18 protein-coding genes are annotated in these 19345 nt (G+C 72.7%); 13 read left to right on the top strand and 5 right to left on the bottom strand.

Features of this window, described 5'->3' with window-relative positions; all coding sequences use genetic code 11:
* Positions 1–40 precede the first annotated feature (40 nt).
* The 6 genes from ACWFQ8_RS07720 to ACWFQ8_RS07695 all read left to right on the top strand — a co-directional run bounded on the left by ACWFQ8_RS07720 (position 41) and on the right by ACWFQ8_RS07695 (position 4266).
* Entirely contained in the window at positions 41–448 is a 408-nt protein-coding gene (locus ACWFQ8_RS07720; protein WP_453785296.1) for a nuclear transport factor 2 family protein, read from the top strand.
* 87 nt (positions 449–535) lie between these two features.
* Entirely contained in the window at positions 536–1576 is a 1041-nt protein-coding gene (locus ACWFQ8_RS07715; RefSeq protein ID WP_453785295.1) for an AvrD family protein, read from the top strand.
* Position 1577: 1 nt separating this feature from the next.
* The gene (locus tag ACWFQ8_RS07710) at positions 1578–2624 is read left to right on the top strand and encodes a beta-ketoacyl-ACP synthase III (RefSeq protein WP_453785294.1); all 1047 of its coding nucleotides are present in this window, start codon (positions 1578–1580) and stop codon (positions 2622–2624) included.
* Positions 2625–2674: 50 nt separating this feature from the next.
* Complete coding sequence (locus tag ACWFQ8_RS07705; protein WP_453785293.1) at positions 2675–2920, top strand: acyl carrier protein; 246 nt, start codon at positions 2675–2677, stop codon at positions 2918–2920.
* 38 nt (positions 2921–2958) lie between these two features.
* A complete protein-coding gene (locus ACWFQ8_RS07700) occupies positions 2959–3672 on the top strand; it encodes an HAD family hydrolase (RefSeq protein WP_453785292.1) in 714 nt (237 codons plus the stop codon).
* Between the two features lie 12 nt (positions 3673–3684).
* The gene (locus tag ACWFQ8_RS07695; protein ID WP_453785291.1) at positions 3685–4266 is read left to right on the top strand and encodes a TetR/AcrR family transcriptional regulator; all 582 of its coding nucleotides are present in this window, start codon (positions 3685–3687) and stop codon (positions 4264–4266) included.
* A 27-nt stretch (positions 4267–4293) separates the two neighbouring features.
* Here the strand turns inward: ACWFQ8_RS07695 and ACWFQ8_RS07690 are convergent, their stop codons facing one another.
* A complete protein-coding gene (locus tag ACWFQ8_RS07690; protein WP_453785290.1) occupies positions 4294–4749 on the bottom strand; it encodes an Lrp/AsnC family transcriptional regulator in 456 nt (151 codons plus the stop codon).
* 120 nt (positions 4750–4869) lie between these two features.
* Between ACWFQ8_RS07690 and ACWFQ8_RS07685 the strand changes: the two genes are divergently transcribed.
* Positions 4870–5871 carry an asparaginase gene (locus ACWFQ8_RS07685; protein WP_453785412.1) on the top strand — a complete coding sequence of 334 codons (1002 nt, stop codon included), beginning with the start codon at positions 4870–4872 and terminating at the stop codon, positions 5869–5871.
* Between the two features lie 97 nt (positions 5872–5968).
* Here ACWFQ8_RS07685 and meaB read toward each other — a convergent pair whose 3' ends face one another.
* The 4 genes from meaB to ACWFQ8_RS07665 all read right to left on the bottom strand — a co-directional run bounded on the left by meaB (position 5969) and on the right by ACWFQ8_RS07665 (position 12489).
* Entirely contained in the window at positions 5969–6955 is a 987-nt protein-coding gene (gene meaB / locus ACWFQ8_RS07680) for a methylmalonyl Co-A mutase-associated GTPase MeaB (RefSeq protein ID WP_453785289.1), read from the bottom strand.
* A gap of 18 nt (positions 6956–6973) precedes the next feature.
* Complete coding sequence (gene scpA / locus ACWFQ8_RS07675; RefSeq protein WP_453785288.1) at positions 6974–9181, bottom strand: methylmalonyl-CoA mutase; 2208 nt, start codon at positions 9179–9181, stop codon at positions 6974–6976.
* Positions 9178–11037 (bottom strand): methylmalonyl-CoA mutase family protein, encoded by a 1860-nt coding sequence (locus ACWFQ8_RS07670; protein WP_453785287.1) that lies wholly within the window; start codon positions 11035–11037, stop codon positions 9178–9180. The genes scpA and ACWFQ8_RS07670 overlap by 4 nt, the downstream gene beginning before the upstream one ends.
* Before the next feature lie 63 nt (positions 11038–11100).
* The gene (locus ACWFQ8_RS07665) at positions 11101–12489 is read right to left on the bottom strand and encodes an ROK family protein (protein ID WP_453785286.1); all 1389 of its coding nucleotides are present in this window, start codon (positions 12487–12489) and stop codon (positions 11101–11103) included.
* A gap of 871 nt (positions 12490–13360) precedes the next feature.
* On the opposite strand from ACWFQ8_RS07665, the gene ACWFQ8_RS07660 reads away from it, so the two are divergent.
* From ACWFQ8_RS07660 to ACWFQ8_RS07635, 6 genes are all read left to right on the top strand, one after another.
* Positions 13361–14320 carry a TauD/TfdA dioxygenase family protein gene (locus ACWFQ8_RS07660; RefSeq protein ID WP_453785285.1) on the top strand — a complete coding sequence of 320 codons (960 nt, stop codon included), beginning with the start codon at positions 13361–13363 and terminating at the stop codon, positions 14318–14320.
* 50 nt (positions 14321–14370) lie between these two features.
* Positions 14371–14940 carry an NADPH-dependent FMN reductase gene (ssuE, locus tag ACWFQ8_RS07655; RefSeq protein WP_453785284.1) on the top strand — a complete coding sequence of 190 codons (570 nt, stop codon included), beginning with the start codon at positions 14371–14373 and terminating at the stop codon, positions 14938–14940.
* A gap of 44 nt (positions 14941–14984) precedes the next feature.
* On the top strand, positions 14985–16016 hold the full coding sequence (locus ACWFQ8_RS07650) for an ABC transporter substrate-binding protein (RefSeq protein WP_453785283.1): 1032 nt from the start codon (positions 14985–14987) through the stop codon (positions 16014–16016).
* Between the two features lie 5 nt (positions 16017–16021).
* Positions 16022–16843 carry an ABC transporter ATP-binding protein gene (locus ACWFQ8_RS07645; protein WP_453785282.1) on the top strand — a complete coding sequence of 274 codons (822 nt, stop codon included), beginning with the start codon at positions 16022–16024 and terminating at the stop codon, positions 16841–16843.
* Positions 16840–17829 (top strand): ABC transporter permease, encoded by a 990-nt coding sequence (locus ACWFQ8_RS07640; protein ID WP_453785281.1) that lies wholly within the window; start codon positions 16840–16842, stop codon positions 17827–17829. Before ACWFQ8_RS07645 ends, ACWFQ8_RS07640 begins: the two co-directional genes overlap by 4 nt.
* Positions 17830–17891: 62 nt before the next feature.
* A complete protein-coding gene (locus ACWFQ8_RS07635; RefSeq protein WP_453785280.1) occupies positions 17892–19223 on the top strand; it encodes an LLM class flavin-dependent oxidoreductase in 1332 nt (443 codons plus the stop codon).
* The last annotated feature ends 122 nt before the right edge of the window (positions 19224–19345 follow it).

Genomic DNA, 19345 nt, shown 5'->3' with positions numbered 1-19345 from the left:
TGACGCACCAACGCTGTTCACCAGAGAAGAGAGAACAACCATGAGCACCACGCGTTCCACCATCGAGACCGTCGACGCGTTCTTCGGCGCCTTCGGCTCCGGTGACCTTCCCGGCATCCTGGACCTGTTCGCCGAGAAGACGGACTTCAAGGTCGCCGGCGCCCCGAACGTGCCGTGGGCCGGCGTCCGTTCCACCAAGGACGAGCTCGCCGAGTTCTTCGGCATCTTCGGCAAGGTCCTGACGGCCCCCGAGTCCTTCGAGGTCACGACCAAGATCTCCGAGGGCAACGACGCCGTCGTCATCGCCAACTGCGTCTTCGGCGTCCTGGAGACCGGCAAGAAGTTCACCAACGGCTACGCGCTGCACTTCACGGTCGTCGACGGCGAGATCGTCCGCTACCACATGTACGAGGACAGCTACGCGATCGCCGAGGCCTTCACCGCCTGACCGACCGCAATCCAGCAGGCCGCCCCTCCGGAGCCTCCGGGCCCGGAGGGGCGGCAGGCCGCACGACTGCACTTCAGGGGGATTTCAATGACCAGTGGGGTAACAGCACTCAAGCAGAATCCGATCCCTTCGATCGACGACTACCTGGGTCCGGGGGACCAGAGGTTCTTCGGCGAAGGATTCAAGCGCGGCGTCCACGAGGTGGGCGAGATCGTCGTGGGGCACGACGAGTCCGGCACGGGCTACGTCCGCGGCCGCGCGTCGGTGGCCTATCCGTCCGACTGGTCCCGCAAGGGGGACACGGACCAGCGGCCGCACCTGAGCACCATCGACGTCCTGGTCCTGGGCGTCCAGCTCAGCGAGGTGTACCTGGCGCACAGCCGGGGCCTCGACGAGCAGCAGCGCGCCGGCGCCTGGATCCGCAAGGCCCGGATCAAGGCCGGATCGAGCCCTGTGGAGGAAGACCTCCAGGGCTTCGACATCCAGGCGGTGCCGACCGAGGTACGCCCCTCCCCGGACGGGGCCGACCGGCTCGTGACCGTCCTCGACGCCAAGATCGGCACGCTGACCGTCCGCACCGAGATCGACCACCCGGTGGGGACCCCCGTCAGCACGACCGGTACGTACCCCTCGCTGGACGCGGTCCTCGGGGAGAGCCCGCAGCGCCCCTTCGGCACCGGCTACAAGTCTCGGCGCCAGACCATCGAGAACATCGAGTTCACCGGCGCGGGCGACACGGCCCGTACGGCGTCCGGGGTCGGCTTCGTCCTGCGCGACGACGCGCCCACGCAGGGGCGGGGCGTCGAAGGGCGGTACCACTCCTCGGTCTCCATGATCGACAGCTTCGTGGTGGGGCTCCAGCTGGGCCAGGTCCTGCTCTACGAACTGGACGGCGTCAGCCGCGCGAACAGCAACACGCTGTGGATGCGGCAGACCGTGCTGGAGGCCGACAGCCCGCTGCGGCCGCTCGCCGAGATCACGACCACCTCGGCGCACCTGGCCGACAGCATGGTGCTGAACACCTCGAAGGGTGAGACCTGGCGGCGCGCGGACATCGTCGGCGAGCTGGGCGGGATTCGACTGCGGGCGTCCGTCGCCCATCAGCTGCCGCGCGACGAGAGGCCCTGACGTGAAGGTCGAAACAGCCGCATCCGCGGGGAGCGCGTTCAGACAGCAGCGGCGTGCGGCCGTCCTGCGCGGTCTGGGCACCTACCTGCCCACCCGCCTCGTCACGAACGAGGAGCTCTCCCGCACGCTGGACACCAGCGACGAATGGATCCGCACCCGGACGGGCATCCGCCAGCGGTACTGGGCGGAACAGGGCACGGCGACGGGCGACCTCGCCGTGGAGGCGGGCGCCCGCGCACTGAAGTCCGCCGGCGTCGGCGGCGTCGACGCGGTGATCCTGGCCACCAGTACGCCCGACCACCACTGCCCGGGGACGGCCCCCGACGTCGCGGCCCGCCTCGAACTGGGCACCGTACCGGCCTTCGACATCGCCGCGGTCTGCGCGGGCTTCGTCTACGCGCTGGCCTCGGGGGCGGGCATGATCGTCTCCGGTCTGGCCGACCGCGTCCTGGTGATCGGCGCGGAGACCTACTCCACCATCCTCGACCCGGCCGACCGGAACACCTCGGTGATCTTCGGGGACGGAGCCGGCGCGGTGGTGCTGGAGGCCGGTTCCATGGACGACCCCGGTGCGCTGCTCGACTTCGACCTCGGCAGCGACGGCGGCCACAAGGACCTGATCACGGTCCCGGCGGGCGGGTCGCGGCAGCGCTCCGAGGGGCCCGAGACCGACCCGTCCCGGTTCTTCTTCACGATGCAGGGCAAGCAGGTCTTCACCCACGCGGTGACCCGGATGGGAGCCTCCTCCGCGGCGCTCCTCGACCGCCTCGGCTGGGACCCGGCCTCCGTCGACCGGTTCGTCGGCCACCAGGCCAACGTCCGTATCCTGCACGCCCTTTCGGACCACCTGGGCATCGACCGGGACCGGGCCGTGGTCAATCTGGACCAGGTGGGCAACACCTCGGCGGCCTCCATCCCGCTGGCACTCGCCCACGGGGTCGGCACGGACGGGATCAAGCCGGGCGAACGGGTCCTCATGACCGCCTTCGGCGGCGGCCTCACCTGGGGTTCGACCGCGATGGTATGGCCCGACATCAACGTCGTGTGAGTCAGCGCAGCCTCACATCCGTCATTTCATTCGATCAGAAAGAGTGTCTGATGAATTCCCTCGCGCAGTACATTTCCGACACGCTGACCGCCAAGTTCGACATCCCGGCCGAGTTCGTCAACGCCTCCACCAGCTACGAGGCCCTGGAGCTGGACTCCCTCGTCCTGGTCGAGCTGGCCGTCATCCTCACCCGCGAGTACGGGGTCGAGATAACCGATGACGAGATCAAGGACGCGCGGACCATCGAGAACACCGCCGAGCTGCTGCTGCAGAAGGGCGTGGGCGCCGCGGCCTGATCGTGGGGCATCCGACTGAGGACCGCAGGAGAGAATAGATGAACCCCCCTGACGTCGCGGCGTTCTTCGACGTGGACGGCACGCTGGTCACCGGCACCACCATCTTCAGGTTCCTGGAGTACCGCCTGGCGGCGGACGGACACCCTCCGTCCGTGTTCCGCGAGGCCCGGCAGCGGCTCAAAGCGATGACCGCGGCCGGGGTGCCGAGGTCGGTGACCAATCGTGCGTACTTCGAGAACTACGCGGACCTGACCGAGACCGCGGTGGCGGAAGCCGCCGAGGAGTGGTTCCGGGCGGAACTGCGTCAGGGGGGCTTCTTCAACCCGTCGGCTCTCGACGCGTTCCGGCGGCACACCGCCGCCGGCGACCTCACCGTCCTCGTGTCGGGCTCCTTCCCCGCCTGTCTGGCGCCCCTCGCCCGTCACCTGCAAGCCGATGTGACGCTGTGTTCGGAGCCGGAGATCCTCGACGGGCGCTACACGGGCCGCATCGGCGTGCCGATGATCGGCGAGGGCAAGGCCGCGGCGGTGCGCCGCGTGGTGGAGGCGTACGCCGTCTCGACGGAGCACTCGTGGGCCTACGGCGACCACGTCTCGGACCTGCCCCTGCTGGAACTGGTCGGCTTCCCGGTCGTGGTGGGGGACGCCGACCTGGCCCTGACCGGCCGGGCGGCGCGCCAGGGCTGGGGGCGGCTGCCGGCCGGCGTCGAACCGCCGCCGGTCCTCCCCTCGCCCGTACCGGCCGGAAGCTGAGGTGCGCAGGTCATGATGGCCCACGATGCGGAGCTGACCCGGGCCAAACTGCTGGCGGCGGCGCACGAGGAGTTCATCACCCACGGCATCGCGGGCAGCAGGGTGGCCCGGATCGCCGACACCGCCGGGGTGAACAAGGAACGGATCTACGCCTACTTCGGCAACAAGGAGAAGCTCTTCCAGGCGGTGCTCACCGACGCGATGGACGAGATGGTCGCGCTGGCGAAACCCGGTGTGGACGACGGCGACATGCCGGGCTTCGTCGGGCGGGTCATGGACCTGCACCGCGCCAACCCCTGCTTCCTGCGCCTGCTGATGTGGGAGGCGCTGCACTACGGCGCCGAACCGCAGGGCATGCTCAGGCGCCGCCAGGAGTGGTACGCGCGCCAGGTCGAACAGCTCGCGCGGGCGACCGGCCGGCCCGTGGAGGAGGCCGCCCGGCAGCTGTTCGTCCTCATCGGGATCGGCGCCTGGCCGACCGCGCTGCTCTCGCCCCCGCTCTTCGGCGCGGAGCACGACGACATGCTGCTCTGGCAGCAGAGGCTGCGCGCCTCGGTCGTCGACTTCGTCGCGCGGGCCCTGAAAGAGGGCTGAGCGGCCGGACGTGCGGATGCCTGCCGGTCAGCGCTCGACCGGCAGGCCCGTGGGCTCCTTGATGCGCTTCATGATGATCTGCGAGTTCACCTCGGTGACCCCGGAGAGCGCCGTCAGCTTCTCGATCCACAGGCGCTCGTACGCCCGCAGGTCCGCGACGGCGATCCGCAGCATGCAGCCGGGGCTGCCGAAGAGCCGGTAGGCCTCGATGACGTCGGGGATGTCCTGCAGGGCCGCCTCGAAGGCCTCGACCGCTTCGCGGTCGCGCCGCACTTCCACGGAGACGAGCACCTCGAAGCCCCGACCCACCGCCTCGGGGGAGATCACCGCGCGGTAGCCCTGGATCACCCCGTCCTCCTCCAACTGGCGCACCCGGCGCATGCAGGGCGAGGGGGTCAGGCCCACGCGCTGCGCGAGCTCCTGGTTGCTGAGCCGGCCATCGGCCTGGAGCTCACGCAAGATATCGCGGTCAATGGCATCCACAGCGCAATTATCCCTTACTGGATGTTGCGGGTGTGGCTAAATGCGCAATCGCATTGCGCGTAGATCTCCCTATCATTGCTTCTTCCGGAACGTATGTACGAAGGAAGGGTGGCCGCTGCCATGGGACGGATCGTCGTCATCAGCACCGGTGGGACGATAGCCAGCCGCTGGCAGGGGTCCGGCTTCGCCGCGGAGGCCGACGGCCACGAGGTCATGGCCACCGCGCCGCTGCCCGAGGGCGTCACCGTCGAGCTGGTCGACCTGTTCAGCGTGAACAGCCCGCGCCTGACCACCGCCCACCAGCTCACCCTGCTGCGCACGGTGCACGAGGTGCTCGCCGATCCCGGTGTGGACGGCATCGTCGTCACGCACGGCACCGACACCCTGGAGGAGTCGGCCTTCTTCGTCGACCTGCACCACCACGACCCGCGGTCGGTGGTCTTCACCGGCTCGCAGCGGCCCATGGGCACCGCCGACGGCGACGGCCCGGAGAACCTGTACGACGCGCTGCTCACCGCCGCGAACACGCGCGGGCTCGGTGTCCTGATCACCTTCGCGGGACGCGTGCACGCCGCTCGGGGGACCGTGAAGACCCAGGCCGTGGCGCTGGACGCGTTCGCCGACCCGTCCAAGGAGCTGCTCGGCAAGGTCGGCTTCGGCAAGGTCACCATGCTGCGCGTCCCGCAGCGGCCCGGTCCGCTCCCGCTGCCCGCGATGCCCGAGGTCCCGCCGCGCGTGGACATCGTGCTGCACCACACCGACGGCGATCCGCTGCTGCTCAACGCCGCCGTCGAGGCCGGCGCGCGCGGCATCGTCCTCGTCGGGACGGGTGCGGGCAACGCGACCCCGGAGATCGTGGACGCCGTCAAGGCGGCCGTCGGGCGCGGCGTACTGGTCGCGCTGACCACGCGCGTGGTGGCCGGTCCGGTCACCGAGATCTACACGCACGGCGGCGCGGTGGACCTGGTCGCGGCCGGAGCCGTCCCGACCGGCACCCTGCGGGCCGGACAGGCCCGGATCGCGGTGCTCTCCGCGCTGCTGGCCACCACCGACCCCGTGGAGCAGACCCGGATCCTGCGCCAGGCGCTGGCCCCGACCGGATCGGTCCTGACGACGGTCTGACCGCGGGATTGGACGTCGGGTCGGGGGGCCCGGTCGGGCGGTGGGACCGGACGGCCGGACCGGGCCGGTGGGACCGGACGGCCGGGTCGCCCCCGGTTCAGGCCCTGCCGAAGGCCGCGAGGATGCGGTCCGCCGCCGAGGTCGCGGTGGTGGTGCCCGTACGGACCGAGGCCTCCAGGGCGGGTGCCAGTTCCCGGACCGCCGGATCGGCGCGCAGCCGCTCCAGGAGTTCCTCGCGGACCATCGACCAGGTCCACTCCACCTGCTGGTCCGCCCGCTTCGCCGTCAGCCGGCCCCCCGCGTCCAGCAGGGTGCGGTGCTGCTCCAGCCGGTTCCACACCTCGTCCAGGCCGGCCGACTCCCGTGCGCTGCACGTCAGGACCGGCGGCGTCCACGCGGCGTCGGCCGGGTGCATCAGCCGCAGCGCGCTCGCCAGCTCGCGGGCGGCGGCCTTCGCGTCCCGCTCGTGCGGGCCGTCCGCCTTGTTCACGGCCAGGACGTCGGCCAGTTCCAGTACGCCCTTCTTGATGCCCTGCAACTGGTCGCCCGTACGGGCCAGCGAGAGCAGCAGGAAGGAATCGACCATCCCCGCGACCGCGGTCTCCGACTGGCCCACGCCGACCGTCTCGACGAGGACCACGTCGTAGCCCGCCGCCTCCATGACGATCATCGACTCCCGGGTCGCCCGGGCGACACCCCCGAGGGTGCCCGCCGAGGGCGAGGGCCGCACGAAGGCCGCCGGATCCACGGCGAGGCGTTCCATCCGCGTCTTGTCACCGAGGATGGACCCGCCCGTGCGCTTCGACGAGGGGTCCACCGCCAGCACCGCCACCCGGTGGCCCAGACCCGTGAGCATGGTGCCGAAGGCGTCGATGAAGGTGGACTTGCCGACGCCCGGCACGCCGCTGATGCCGATCCGCCGGGCGTTGCCCGCGTGCGGCAGCAGCTGGGTCAGCAGTCGTTGCGCCAGGGCGCGGTGGTCCGCCCGGGTGGACTCGACGAGGGTGATCGCCCGCGCGATGTGCGCGCGCTTCCCGTCGAGCACACCCTTGGCGTACACGTCGATGTCGATCGTCGGGGGCATGCCGGGTCCGTCTCCCGCCTACAGCTCGTGGCCCAGGTCCGCGGCCAGCCGCGTCACCAGGTCGTGGGCGGCGTCGGGGATGACCGTGCCCGGGGGGAACACCGCCGTCGCGCCCATCTCCAGCAGCGTCGGGACGTCGGCCGGCGGGATCACGCCGCCCACCACGATCATGATGTCCTCGCGGCCCTCCTCCGCCAACTGCTCGCGCAGCGCCGGTACGAGGGTCAGGTGGCCGGCCGCCAGCGACGACACGCCCACCACGTGGACGTCCGCCTCGACGGCCTGCCGGGCCACCTCGGCCGGGGTCTGGAACAGCGGGCCGACGTCCACGTCGAAGCCCAGGTCGGCGAAGGCGGTCGCGATCACCTTCTGGCCCCGGTCGTGCCCGTCCTGGCCCATCTTGGCGACCAGGATGCGCGGACGACGGCCCTCCGCCTCCTCGAACCGGTCGACCAGGGCCCGGGTGCGCTCCACGGACGGGGACTCGCCTGCTTCGGTTCGGTACACACCGGAAATCGTACGGATCTGGCTCGCGTGCCGTCCGTACACCTGCTCCAACGCGTCCGAGATCTCACCGACCGTGGCCTTCGCGCGGGCCGCGTCCACCGCCAGGGCGAGCAGGTTGCCCTCCATGCCCTGCCCGGCGCCGCGTCCGGCCGCGTTCGTCAGCGCCCGCAGCGCGTCCTGGGTGACGGCCTCGTCGCGCTCCTCGCGCAGCCGGCGCAGCTTCGCGATCTGCTGGGAGCGCACCGAGGAGTTGTCCACCTTGAGCACGTCGATCCGCTCGTCGTTCTCCACGCGGTACTTGTTCACGCCGATCACCGGCTGCCGGCCGGAGTCGATCCGGGCCTGGGTACGGGCCGCGGCCTCCTCCACGCGCAGCTTCGGGATGCCCGCGTCGATGGCCTGCGCCATGCCGCCCGCCGCCTCGACCTCCTCGATGTGCTGCCAGGCGCGCCGGGCGAGGTCGTAGGTGAGCTTCTCCACGTACGCGCTGCCGCCCCACGGGTCGATCGACCGGCAGGTCCCCGACTCCTGCTGGAGCAGCAGCTGGGTGTTGCGGGCGATCCGGGCCGAGAAGTCGGTCGGCAGGGCGAGGGCCTCGTCGAGGGCGTTGGTGTGCAGCGACTGGGTGTGCCCCTGCGTCGCGGCCATGGCCTCCACGCAGGTGCGCGTCACGTTGTTGAAGACGTCCTGCGCCGTCAGCGACCAGCCCGAGGTCTGCGAATGGGTGCGCAGGGAGAGCGACTTGGCGTTCTTCGGGTCGAACTGCTTGACCAGGCGCGCCCACAGCAGGCGGGCGGCGCGCAGCTTCGCGACCTCCATGAAGAAATTCATGCCGATCGCCCAGAAGAAGGACAGGCGCGGCGCGAAGGCGTCCACGTCCAGCCCCACGGCCTGCCCGGCGCGCAGGTACTCCACGCCGTCGGCAAGGGTGTACGCCAGCTCCAGGTCGGCCGTGGCCCCGGCCTCCTGGATGTGGTATCCGGAGATGGAGATCGAGTTGTACCGGGGCATCTTCTGCGAGGTGAAGGAGAAGATGTCGGAGATGATCCGCATCGAGGGCTTGGGCGGGTAGATGTAGGTGTTGCGGACCATGAACTCTTTGAGGATGTCGTTCTGGATGGTCCCGGCGAGCTTGTCGGGGGAGACGCCCTGCTCTTCCGCCGCCACGATGTACAGCGCGAGGACCGGCAGCACCGCGCCGTTCATCGTCATCGACACCGACATCTTGTCCAGCGGGATCCCGTCGAACAGCTGCCGCATGTCGTAGATCGAGTCGATCGCCACGCCCGCCATGCCGACGTCGCCGGTCACGCGCGGGTGGTCGCTGTCGTAGCCCCGGTGGGTCGGCAGGTCGAAGGCCACCGACAGGCCCTTCTGGCCGGACGCGAGGTTGCGCCGGTAGAAGGCGTTGGACTCCTCGGCCGTGGAGAAGCCGGCGTACTGCCGGATCGTCCAGGGCTGGTTGACGTACATGGTCGGGTACGGGCCGCGCAGGTACGGGGCCACGCCCGGGTAGGTCGCCAGGAAGTCCAGGCCCTCCAGGTCCCGCCCGGTGTACAGCGGCTGCACGCCGATGCCCTCGGGCGTCTCCCACAGCAGGTCGCCGGGGGCGGTCCCGGTGGCCTCCTTGACCGCCGCCCGCCACTGGTCCTCGGACCCGGCGGCGCCGCGGCCGCCGAGGGCGAGCTCGGAGAAATCGGGGATCGCGGTGCCGCTCAAGACGCCACTCCCATCCGGTCGAGTACGGAGGACAGCACGGACACGGCGTCGCAGCCGGCGAAGACGTACGCGTCCGCGGCCGCCCCGGCGGTGCCGGGCCGGCCCGCGAGGTACACGGTCGTGGCGCCCGCCGAGCGCAGGGCCGCGGCCACCGCCCCGGCCTGCTCCTCGTACAACCCGTCGCTGGAGCACAGCACGGCCATGCCGTCCGCGCCGCTCGCGGCGTACGCCTCGGCGGCCGTCTCCGCGGTCACGGACACCGGGTCGTGCACGGGCTCGATGCCGCCCGCCTGGAACAGGTTCGAGGCGAAGGTGGCCCGCGCGGTGTGCGCGGCCGCCGGGCCCAGCGCGGCCAGGAAGATCCTCGGCCGGGCCCCGGTCGCCGCCAGGTGCGCGTCGCTGCGGGCGCGCAGGGCCTCGTAGGCCTCGTCCCGGCGCACGCGCGGCAGGCCGCCGGTGGGCCCCTGGGGCGCGGGCTCGCGTACGACCGGCTTCTCGGACAGCAGCGGGAACTCGCTGACGCCGGTGATCGGTTCGCGGCGCGCGGCCAGCTGCCGGGAACGCTCCGCCCAGGTGGCGGCGAGGCGCTCGGCGACCATGCCGGAGCGCAGCGCGGCGGCCTGGCCGCCGGCCTTCTCCACGCTCTGGAAGAACTCCCAGGCGGCCTCGGCGAGTTCGGTGGTGAGCTGCTCGACGTAGTACGAGCCGCCGGCCGGGTCGATCACGCGGGCCAGGTGGGACTCCTCCAGCAGGATGGTGGAGGTGTTGCGGGCGATACGGCGCGCGAAGGCGTCCGGCAGGCCCAGCTCGTGGTCGAAGGGGAGCACGGTGACCGAGTCGGCGCCGCCCACGCCCGCCGCCATGCAGGCCACGGTGGTGCGCAGCATGTTCACCCACGGGTCGCGGCGGGTCATCATCACGGGCGAGGTCACCACGTGCTGCCGCTGGGCGCCCGCCTCCGGCGCCCCGCAGGCCTCGGCGACCCGGGCCCACAGCCGGCGCGCGGCGCGCAGCTTGGCGATGGTGAGGAACTGGTCCGCGGTGGCGGAGTAGCGGAACTCCAACTGGCCGAGGGCTGCTTCGACGCCCAGTCCGGCTCCGGTGAGGGCGCGCAGGTAGGCCACGCCGGTGGCCAGGGACAGTCCCAGCTCCTCGGCGGCCGAGCCGCCGGCCTCGTGGTACGGCAGCGCGTCCACGGCCAGGGCGCGCACCCCGGGCCAGCCGGCGGCGCTCTCGCGGGCCAGTTCGGCGGCCCCGTCGAGGTCCAGCGCCTCACCCGTGCGCGCCTCGTGGCCCAGCGGGTCGGCGCCCAGGCAGGCCCGGGCGGCTTCGGGGGCCACCCCGCGTTCCCCGTACAGCCGGAGCAAGGCGCGCCCGGCCTCGGCGTATTCGGCTCCCGCCTCGATGGAGACCGGCGCGAGGTCGAGGAAGACCCCGTCCAGGGCGCGGGGGAGCGCCTCGACCGGGAGGCCCTCGCGCCCCAGGGTGAGCCAGAGGGAGGTGACCCCGTTCTCCAGGTCGGTGAGGACGGCCTCGTTCACCCGCACGGGATCGCTGCCGAGGTGCCGCTGGCGCACGTCCCAGCCGTCGGCGGCGTTCCCCTCGGCCCTGCCTCCGCGGACGAAGGGGGCGAAGCCGGGGAAGCCGGTGTCGGCGGCCTCCTCGGGCGCGGTGTACAGCGGGCGGGTGGTGAGCCCGTCCTGGAGCTTCGTGGACAGAGCGTCTTCCGCTGCCTCGCCGGATACTTCCTTGCCCGACTTGCGCAGCACGCCTTCAACCAGGCGCTGCCACTGCTCATGCGTCGCGTCAGGGAACTCGGCGGCCAAGGAGAGCCTGTCGTCAGGCTGGACCGTCATGGCTCGAATGCTAGGGGGATGCCCCTGAGCACGCCTATAACCACTGGATGTGATCTCGCCCTCTCACGTGAGATGGGAGGGGTCTCGGAAGAGCGGCCCGAGCAGTACCGTCGCGGCCGCGCCGGGCAGTACGGCGGGGCCCGCGGACGGGCTCACGATCCGCTGCGGTCCGCCGCCGGAGTGGACGAGGGCGCCGGCCGCCTCGCGGATCTCCTCCAGGTAGCCGTCGTGGAGCACGCTGGCCAGCTCGGTGACCACCATGACGGCCGGGTTGAAGACGTCGAGCAGGAGCGCGGCCGCCCGCCCGACGGCGCGGGCGCGTTCCCGCAGCAGCCGGTCCGCGCGCGGATCACCCGTAGCGGCCGCGTCCACGAGCAGGTGGACGGAAGGGTCCGGCACGATCCCCCGGCGGACGGCCTCCGCGCCGAGCACCGTGTCGGAGGCCGTCGCCTGGAGGCAGCCGGTACGGCCGCAGGCGCAGGCGGCGGTCGATCCGGGCACCGGGAGGTGCGCGACGTCACCGGCGGCCGCACCCGGGCCCCGGTGCACGGTGCCCTCGATTCCGAAGGCGGCGTCGACGACGTTGCCGATGAAGAGGTGCACGAGGCTGCGACGGGCCTCCGGGCGGCCGAACAGGATCTCGGCGTGGGCGACGGCGCGGGCGTGGTTGTCGACGGAGACGGGGAGTGCGCCGGCGGGTCGCCCGGACGGTCCGCCCGCAAAACCTGACGGCACACCGGACGGCAGGGCGGGGCCGGGGCGCGCGTCGCGGGAGCCGGAGCCGGAGCCCGAGCCGAGGCCGGTGTCCAGGCCCGTGCCGAGGTCGGAGCCGGAGCCCGAGCCGAGGCCGGTGCCGCCCAGGCCGGTGCCGAGAGCGGAGCCGAAGCCCGAGCCGTGGTGCGCGCCGAGGCTCGCGGCCACCTCGGCGGCGAGGGGCCGGTCGCGCCAGCCCAGGGCCTCGTGCCGCACGACGGTCCCGTCGCCGGGGCGGACCCAGCCGCCCAGCGCCACCCCGACGCCGAGGAGCGGCCGGCCGGTGTCGCACGCGCGCAGGAACGCCCCGAGCTCCCGGGCGATGTCGGCGGCGAGCCCGGGCGCCCGCGGGTCCCGGTGGGGGAACGCCCGCCGCGCCAGGAGCCGGCCGCGCAGGTCGACCAGGCTGAAGGTGGAGAGGGGCACTCCGATGTGCAGCCCCGCCGCGACGGGCCCCCCGACGGCGCCGGTGTGCAGGTCCAGCGGGATGCTCGGCCGCCCCACCCCGCCGCCGGGGCCGGGCAGCTCCCGCAGGAGCCCGCGCCGGAGCAGCCCGGTGGTCTGCCGGGACACGGCCGCGGGGCTGAGCCCGCACAGCCGCGAGATCGCGCCGCGCGCGACCGGCCCGTGCTCCAGCACCGTCCGCAGCACGGTGGCGGCATTGGCCGCCGCCCGACTGTCGCCGGCCATACGCGTCACACGGTCTCCTCGGGGCGCGGTGGCCCGATCACGGGGTGGGGCGGGGTGTGCGGGAGCCCGGTCCGGCCGTCCGCGGCATCCGGGAGGAGGGCGCGCGGGTCGCGGCGAGGAGGGCGGCGGCCGAGGCCATGAGCCTGCCGCGCACCGGATTCCGCGGTCCGCACATGCGTGAACGAGCTCGAAAGCCCGCTCAGCGTACCGACCCGGAACGACGCCGGACCACGTCCGCCCGCGCCCCCGGCTCACCCCGGGCGGACGATCGGGGCGTCCGCGTGACGGCGCGTGGCGGGCGCGTTGCGGGGGCATGAAATCCGGCCACGCTTTCCGGCCGTCGGGCGGGGGGTGGCGCGCTGCCCCGGACCCCGTGAAAGCCCAGGTCGCGCCCGATGGGACGGCCCCGCACCGAGCCCGGTGCGGGGTCGTTCCGGGGCCGCGCGACGGGGGTTGACCGGTGGCGGGGCCGCTGACAGGCTCCGGGACATGTCCGCGACCGAAGTCCTCGTCCCGCGGCTCCTCACCCCCGGCCCCTGTACCGCGCCGGGCGAGTGTCCGGGCCGCTGTCCGGCCCCGCGCCGCCGAGCCTGAGCTCCGCCGCACCGCGCCCGGGCCCGGTACCCCCGCGTCCTCGCGCCACCCGCCGGCGGGTCGTCCCGCCCGCCGCCCGGCGGAGCCCGCGCCCGCAGGCCGCCCCGTCCGTACGGCTTCCCGTGCGGGCTCCGCGACCGGCCGCACCCGCTGCCCGCCCCGGGCGTCCCGTACCGCTGCCGGCGCCTCGTCCTCGTACCGCGTCACGCCTCGCCCGGATCTGCGTACCTCCATTTCTTCCGCTGCGGAAAAAACTCGTCCGCGCCCTTCGAAACAGGGAGTCCTCATGGCCACCGCAACCACGACCGCCACCGTCACCGTCACCAGGATCGGCGGCCGGATCGGCGCCGAGATCGGCGGCGTCCGCCTCGGCGCAGACCTGACCGACGCCACCGTCGGTGAGATCCGGGCCGCCCTGCTCGCCCACAAGGTCGTCTTCTTCCGGGGCCAGGACCACCTCGACGAGACCTCCCACGAGGCCTTCGCCCGGCTGCTCGGCACGCCCGTCGCACACCCCACCGTGCCGTCCGCCGACGGCCGCTACGCCCTCGGCATCGACTCCCACCACGGCGCCCGCGCCAACCAGTGGCACACCGACGTCACCTTCGTCCCCGCCCACCCCGCCTTCTCCATCCTGCGCGCCGTCACCATCCCGCCGTACGGCGGCGACACCCTGTGGGCCAACACCGCCACCGCCTACACCCACCTGCCCGAGCCGCTGCGCGCCCTCGCCGACGGGCTGCGTGCCGTCCACTCCAACGAGTACGACTACGCGGCCCTGCGCCCCGACGCCCTTCCCGAGGCCCTCGCCCAGTACCGCGAGGTGTTCACCTCCACCACCTTCCTCACCGACCACCCGGTGGTCCGCGTCCACCCGGAGACCGGCGAACGCGCCCTGCTGCTCGGCAACTTCGTCCAGCGGATCAGCGGCCTCACCGGCCGCGACTCGCGCGCCCTCCTGGACCTCTTCCAGGCCCACATCGAGAGCCCCGAGAACACCGTGCGCTGGCAGTGGCGGACCGGCGACGTCGCGATCTGGGACAACCGCGCCACCCAGCACTACGGCGTGGACGACTCCGACGAGCACGAGCGCACCCTGCGCCGCGTCACCGTCGACGGCGACGTCCCGGTGGGCCCCGACGGCCGGCCCTCCCTGCTGATCAGCCCCGAGGCCGTGCCCGACCCGTCCTTCGGGATCCCCTCCGGCGCCTCCACCGCCGATCCCGCCCCGGCCTTCGCCGCCTGACGTCCCGCCGCGCGCGCCCCTGCCACCCGTACGACCTCCAAGGAGCCCCCGTGCCCCAGCTGCTCGCCCTCACCGGCAGCCCCTCCGTCAACTCCCGGACCGCCGTCGTCGCCGACCACGTGCTGCGCAGGCTGTCCCACGCCGGCTTCGAGACCGCGCACCTGGCCGTGCGCGAGCTGCCCGCCGCCGACCTGCTCGCCGCCCGCCGGGGCGAGCCGGAGATCCGCAGGGCGCTCGAAGCGGTCGCCGAGGCCGACGGCCTGATCATCGCGACCCCCGTCTACAAGGCCTCGTACACGGGCCTGCTCAAGGCCTTCCTCGACCTGCTGCCGCAGGACGGCCTGGTCGGCAAAACGGTTCTCCCGCTCGCCACCGGCGGCAGCCTCGCCCACGTCCTGACCATCGACTACGCCCTGCGCCCGGTCCTCACCGCGCTCGGCGCCCGGCACGTCACCGCCGGCCGCTTCGTCCTCGACTCCTCCGTCGAGCGCGGCGCGGGCCCGGACCGCCTGCGGCCCGAGGCGGAGCTGGACCTGTTCCAGGCCGTCGACGAGTTCGCCGAGGCCCTGCGCCCCGACAGAGCCCGCACCGCCGCCACCACGCTCACCGCCACCCCGTAGCGCCTACCCCTCCACCACGCGACCCGCACCGACAAGGACCCGTCATGCCCGCAGCCCTCACCTCGACCACCACCTCCCGACGCCAGTTCCTCGCCCTGCTCGGCATCTCGGCGGCCGCGGTGAGCTGCGGCACGGCCACCGCCAACGGCGGCTCCGGCCCGCAGGTCAAGACGCTCAAGTACCAGGGGGCGGTCGGCGCGGTCACCCTGCCCGAACTGGCCGCCGACCTCGGCTACTTCGGCGACGTCAGCCTGGAGTGGGTCGGCAACACGATCAGCGGACCGCAGGACATCCAATCCGCCGCCACCGGCCAGACCCACTTCGGCAGCGCCTTCAACGGCGCGGTCATCAAGCTCGCCTCCAGCAAGGCCCCGATCAAGGCGGTCATCTCCTCCTACGGCTCCGACCAGCACTCCTACGGCGGCTACTACGTCCTGGAGGACAGCCCGATCCGGACCGCCCGGGACCTGATCGGCAAGAAGGTCGGCATGAACACCCTGGGCGCCCACTACCAGGCCCTCCTCGACCTCTATCTCAGCCGCAACGGCCTCTCCAAGGCGGAGGCCGGCAAGGTCGAGCCCCTCGTGGTACCTCCGGTCAACATCGAGCAGGCGCTGCGCCAGAAGCAGATCGAGGTGGGCGTGCTCACCGGCGTCCTGCGCGACAAGGCCCTCGCGACCGGGGGCATCCGCCCGCTGTACACCGACGTGGAACTCCTCGGGCCGTTCAGCGCCGGCACGTACGTGATGACCGACCGCTTCATCAAGCAGAACCCGGACACCGTGCGCACCTTCGTGACCGGAGTGGCCAAGGCCGTCGACTGGTCCCGCGCCACCCCGCGCGAACAGGTCGTCGCCCGGATGACGGAGATCGTCAAGAAGCGCGGACGCAACGAGGACACCGCCACCCTCCAGTACTGGCACTCCTACGGGGTGTCCGAGCCGGGCGGCCGGATATCGGACAAGGAGTTCCAGCTCTGGCTCGACTGGCTCGGCGAGCGCGGCGAGATCAAGCAGGGGCAGCTCAAGGCCGCCGACCTCTACACCAACGAGTTCAACCGGCACGGGAAGGGCTGACCGGCATGGCGAAGATCGTGTTCGACGCGGTGACCAAGACCTTTCCGACGAAGGACCGCAAGAACAAGGAGCAGTTCACCGCTCTCGACCGCATCGACCTGGAGATCGGATCGGGCGAGTTCGTGGTCGTGGTGGGTCCCAGCGGCTGCGGCAAGTCCACCCTCCTCGACCTCCTCGGCGGCCTGACCCGGCCGACCTCGGGGCGCATCCTGCTCGACGGCAAACCGGTCACCGGGCCCGGGCTGGACCGGGGCATCGTCTTCCAGCAGTACGCGCTGCTGCCGTGGCGGACCGCCCTCGGCAACGTGGAGTTCGGCCTGGAGGCGACGGGCGTGCCCAGGCGGCAGCGCGCCGGGCGGGCGCGGGAGTTCCTGGACCTCGTCGGCCTGACCGGCTTCGAGGACCGGCACCCGCACGAGCTCTCCGGGGGCATGCGCCAGCGGGTCGCCATCGCGCGGTCTCTGGCGTACGACCCGGACGTACTGCTCATGGACGAGCCGTTCGCGGCGCTCGACGCGCAGACCCGCGAGTCCCTCCAGGACGAGCTGCGCCGCATCTGGCAGAGCACCGGCAAGACCGTCGTCTTCATCACGCACGGCATCGAGGAAGCCGTCTACCTCGGGCAGAAGGTCGCCGTCATGACCTCCCGCCCGGGGCGGGTCAAGGAGGTGGTCCCGGTCTCCTTCGGCGATCGGGGCACCGGCTTCCAGGGCGAGGACCTGCGCTCCAGCCCGGAGTTCGCCCGCTACCGCCACGAGATCTGGACCCTGCTCCACGACGAGGTGGCCCGCGCCCAGCAACTGGAGAAGGAGGAGGCCACCGTATGACCACCGACACCACACCCGCGCCCGCCCCCGCGACCCCGGGCACGAAGGACCGCGACGCGTCCCGCCCCCCGGCCGCCCCGGCGGACTCCGCGGCCTCGGCGGGCTCTGCGACCGCTGAGGCTCCGGTGAACTCCGCAGCCCCGGCCGCCCCGGCGGGCGGGCGGACGGGCCGTCCGGCCCCGCGCCCCGCCGGCACCGCCGGGCCCGCCGGGCCCGCCGCCAAGGTGCTCGGCGCCCTGCGCGCCACCGCCCTGCACTCGGCGGCCGTCCTCGCCCTCCTCGCCCTCTGGGAGACCGCACCGCGGCTGGGCCTGGTCGACGCCACCTTCCTGCCGCCGTTCAGCGACGTCGCCGTCGCCTGGTGGGAGCTGCTGGGCAACGGCCAGTTGGGCCAGCACGCCCGCGCCAGCCTCGTCCGCTCCTTCGGCGGCTTCGGGATCGCCGTCGCCGTCGCCGTCCCGCTCGGCCTGCTCATCGGCTGGTACCGCCCGGTGGCGGCGCTGCTCGGCCCGCTGCTGGAGGTGTTCCGCAACACCGCGGCCCTCGCGCTGCTGCCGGTCTTCGTGCTGCTGCTCGGCATCGGCGAGACCTCGAAGGTGTCGATCGTCGTCTACGCCTGCGTGTGGCCGGTCCTGCTGAACACCATCAGCGCCGTCAGCAACGCCGACCCCACCCTCGTCAAACTGGCCCGCTCCATGGACCTCTCCACCCCGAGGCTCTTCCAGAAGGTGATCCTGCCTTCTTCCGTGCCGACCATCTTCACGGGCATCCGCCTCGCCGGGGCCGTCTCCATCCTCGTCCTGGTGGCCGCCGAGATGATCGGCGCCAAGGCGGGCCTCGGCTACCTGATCAACGCCTCGCAGTTCAACTTCGCGATCCCCGAGATGTACGCGGGCATCGTCACGATCTCCGCCATCGGCGTGGCCTTCAACCAGCTGCTGGTCGGCGTGGAGCGCCGCCTCAGCGTCTGGCGCGTACCGGCCTGAGGCCCCCGTCCGCCGCCGCGCCCCGCCGCGCCCCGCACCGTACGACACCCCGAGGAACAGACATGACCGCCCCCCGCACCCTCCACCTCAACGCCTTCCTGATGAACGCCGGGCACCACGACGCCGCCTGGCGCCACCCGGACAGCACCCCCGAACGCGTCACCGACCTGCGGTACTTCCAGGAGCTGGCCCGCACCGCCGAACGCGGGCGACTCGACTCCATCTTCTTCGCCGACGGGCTCGCCCTCTGGGGCAAGGCCCGCCACAACGCCCTCGGCGGCTTCGAGCCGCTCACCCTGCTCTCGGCCATCGCCGCCGTCACGGAGCACATCGGGCTCATCGCCACCGTCTCGACCACCTTCAACGAGCCCTTCCACACGGCCCGGAAGTTCGCCTCCCTCGACCACATCAGCGGCGGCCGGGCCGGCTGGAACATCGTCACCTCCGGCACCCTCGACGAGGCCCGCAACTTCAACCAGGAGGAGCACCTGGAACACCGCCTGCGCTACGACCGCGCCCGCGAGTTCCTGGACGTCGCCACCAAGCTGTGGGACAGCTGGGAGGACGACGCGATCGTCCTGGACAAGGAGCGCGGGGTCTACGCGGACACCGACAAGCTCCACCCGGCCGCCCACCGCGGCGAGTACTTCGGCGTCGCCGGCCCGCTCAACGTGCCGCGCTCCCCGCAGGGGCACCCGCTGCTCGTGCAGGCCGGTTCCTCCGAGGACGGCAAGGAGTTCGCCGCCCAGTACGCCGAGGCCGTGTTCACCGCCCAGCAGACCCTCGCCGACGGCCAGGCCTTCTACAAGGACCTCAAGTCCCGGCTCGGCGCGTACGGCAGGGCTGAGGGCGACCTGCTCGTACTGCCGGGCATCGCCCCCGTCATCGGGTCCACCGAGGCCGAGGCGAAGGCCTTGGAGCAGCAGCTCACGGACCTCCAGGTGCCGGAGTACGGCCTCGCGCAGCTCTCCGGCATGCTCGGCGTCGACCTGAGCGGGCTGCCCCTCGACGGTCCGCTGCCCGAGCTCCCGCAGGAGCGGGACATCAACGGCAACAAGAGCCGTTTCACGCTCGTGGCCGAGCTGGCCCGCCGCGACGGGCTCACCCTGCGCGAGCTGATCGCCCGCCTCGGGGCCGGCCGGGGCCACCGGGTCTTTGCCGGTACCCCCGAGCAGATCGCCGACCAGCTGGAGGAGTGGTTCACCCGGGGAGCCGCCGACGGCTTCAACATCATGGCGCCGGTCCTGCCGACCGGCCTGACCGACTTCGTCGACCAGGTGGTGCCGATCCTCCAGCGGCGCGGGCTGTTCCGCACCGAGTACGAGGGCCGCACCCTGCGCGAGAACTACGGACTGCCCCGCCCGGCCAACCGGCACGTCCCGGCGAGCGTGTGACCGGGCGCGCCGCCGGCCGGGCGGTCCCCAGGGCCGCCCGGGGCGGGACCTCCACCTCCTGAGTGCGGGGGGCGGCGCCCCATCGGGGCGCCGCCCCCGCGCCCGCGGTGCCGATGACGCGC

This window comes from Streptomyces sp. NPDC055254 (genome assembly GCF_053606025.1).
Note: the sequence above shows the minus strand (reverse complement) of the source record. Positions and strands in the feature narration are given on the sequence as shown.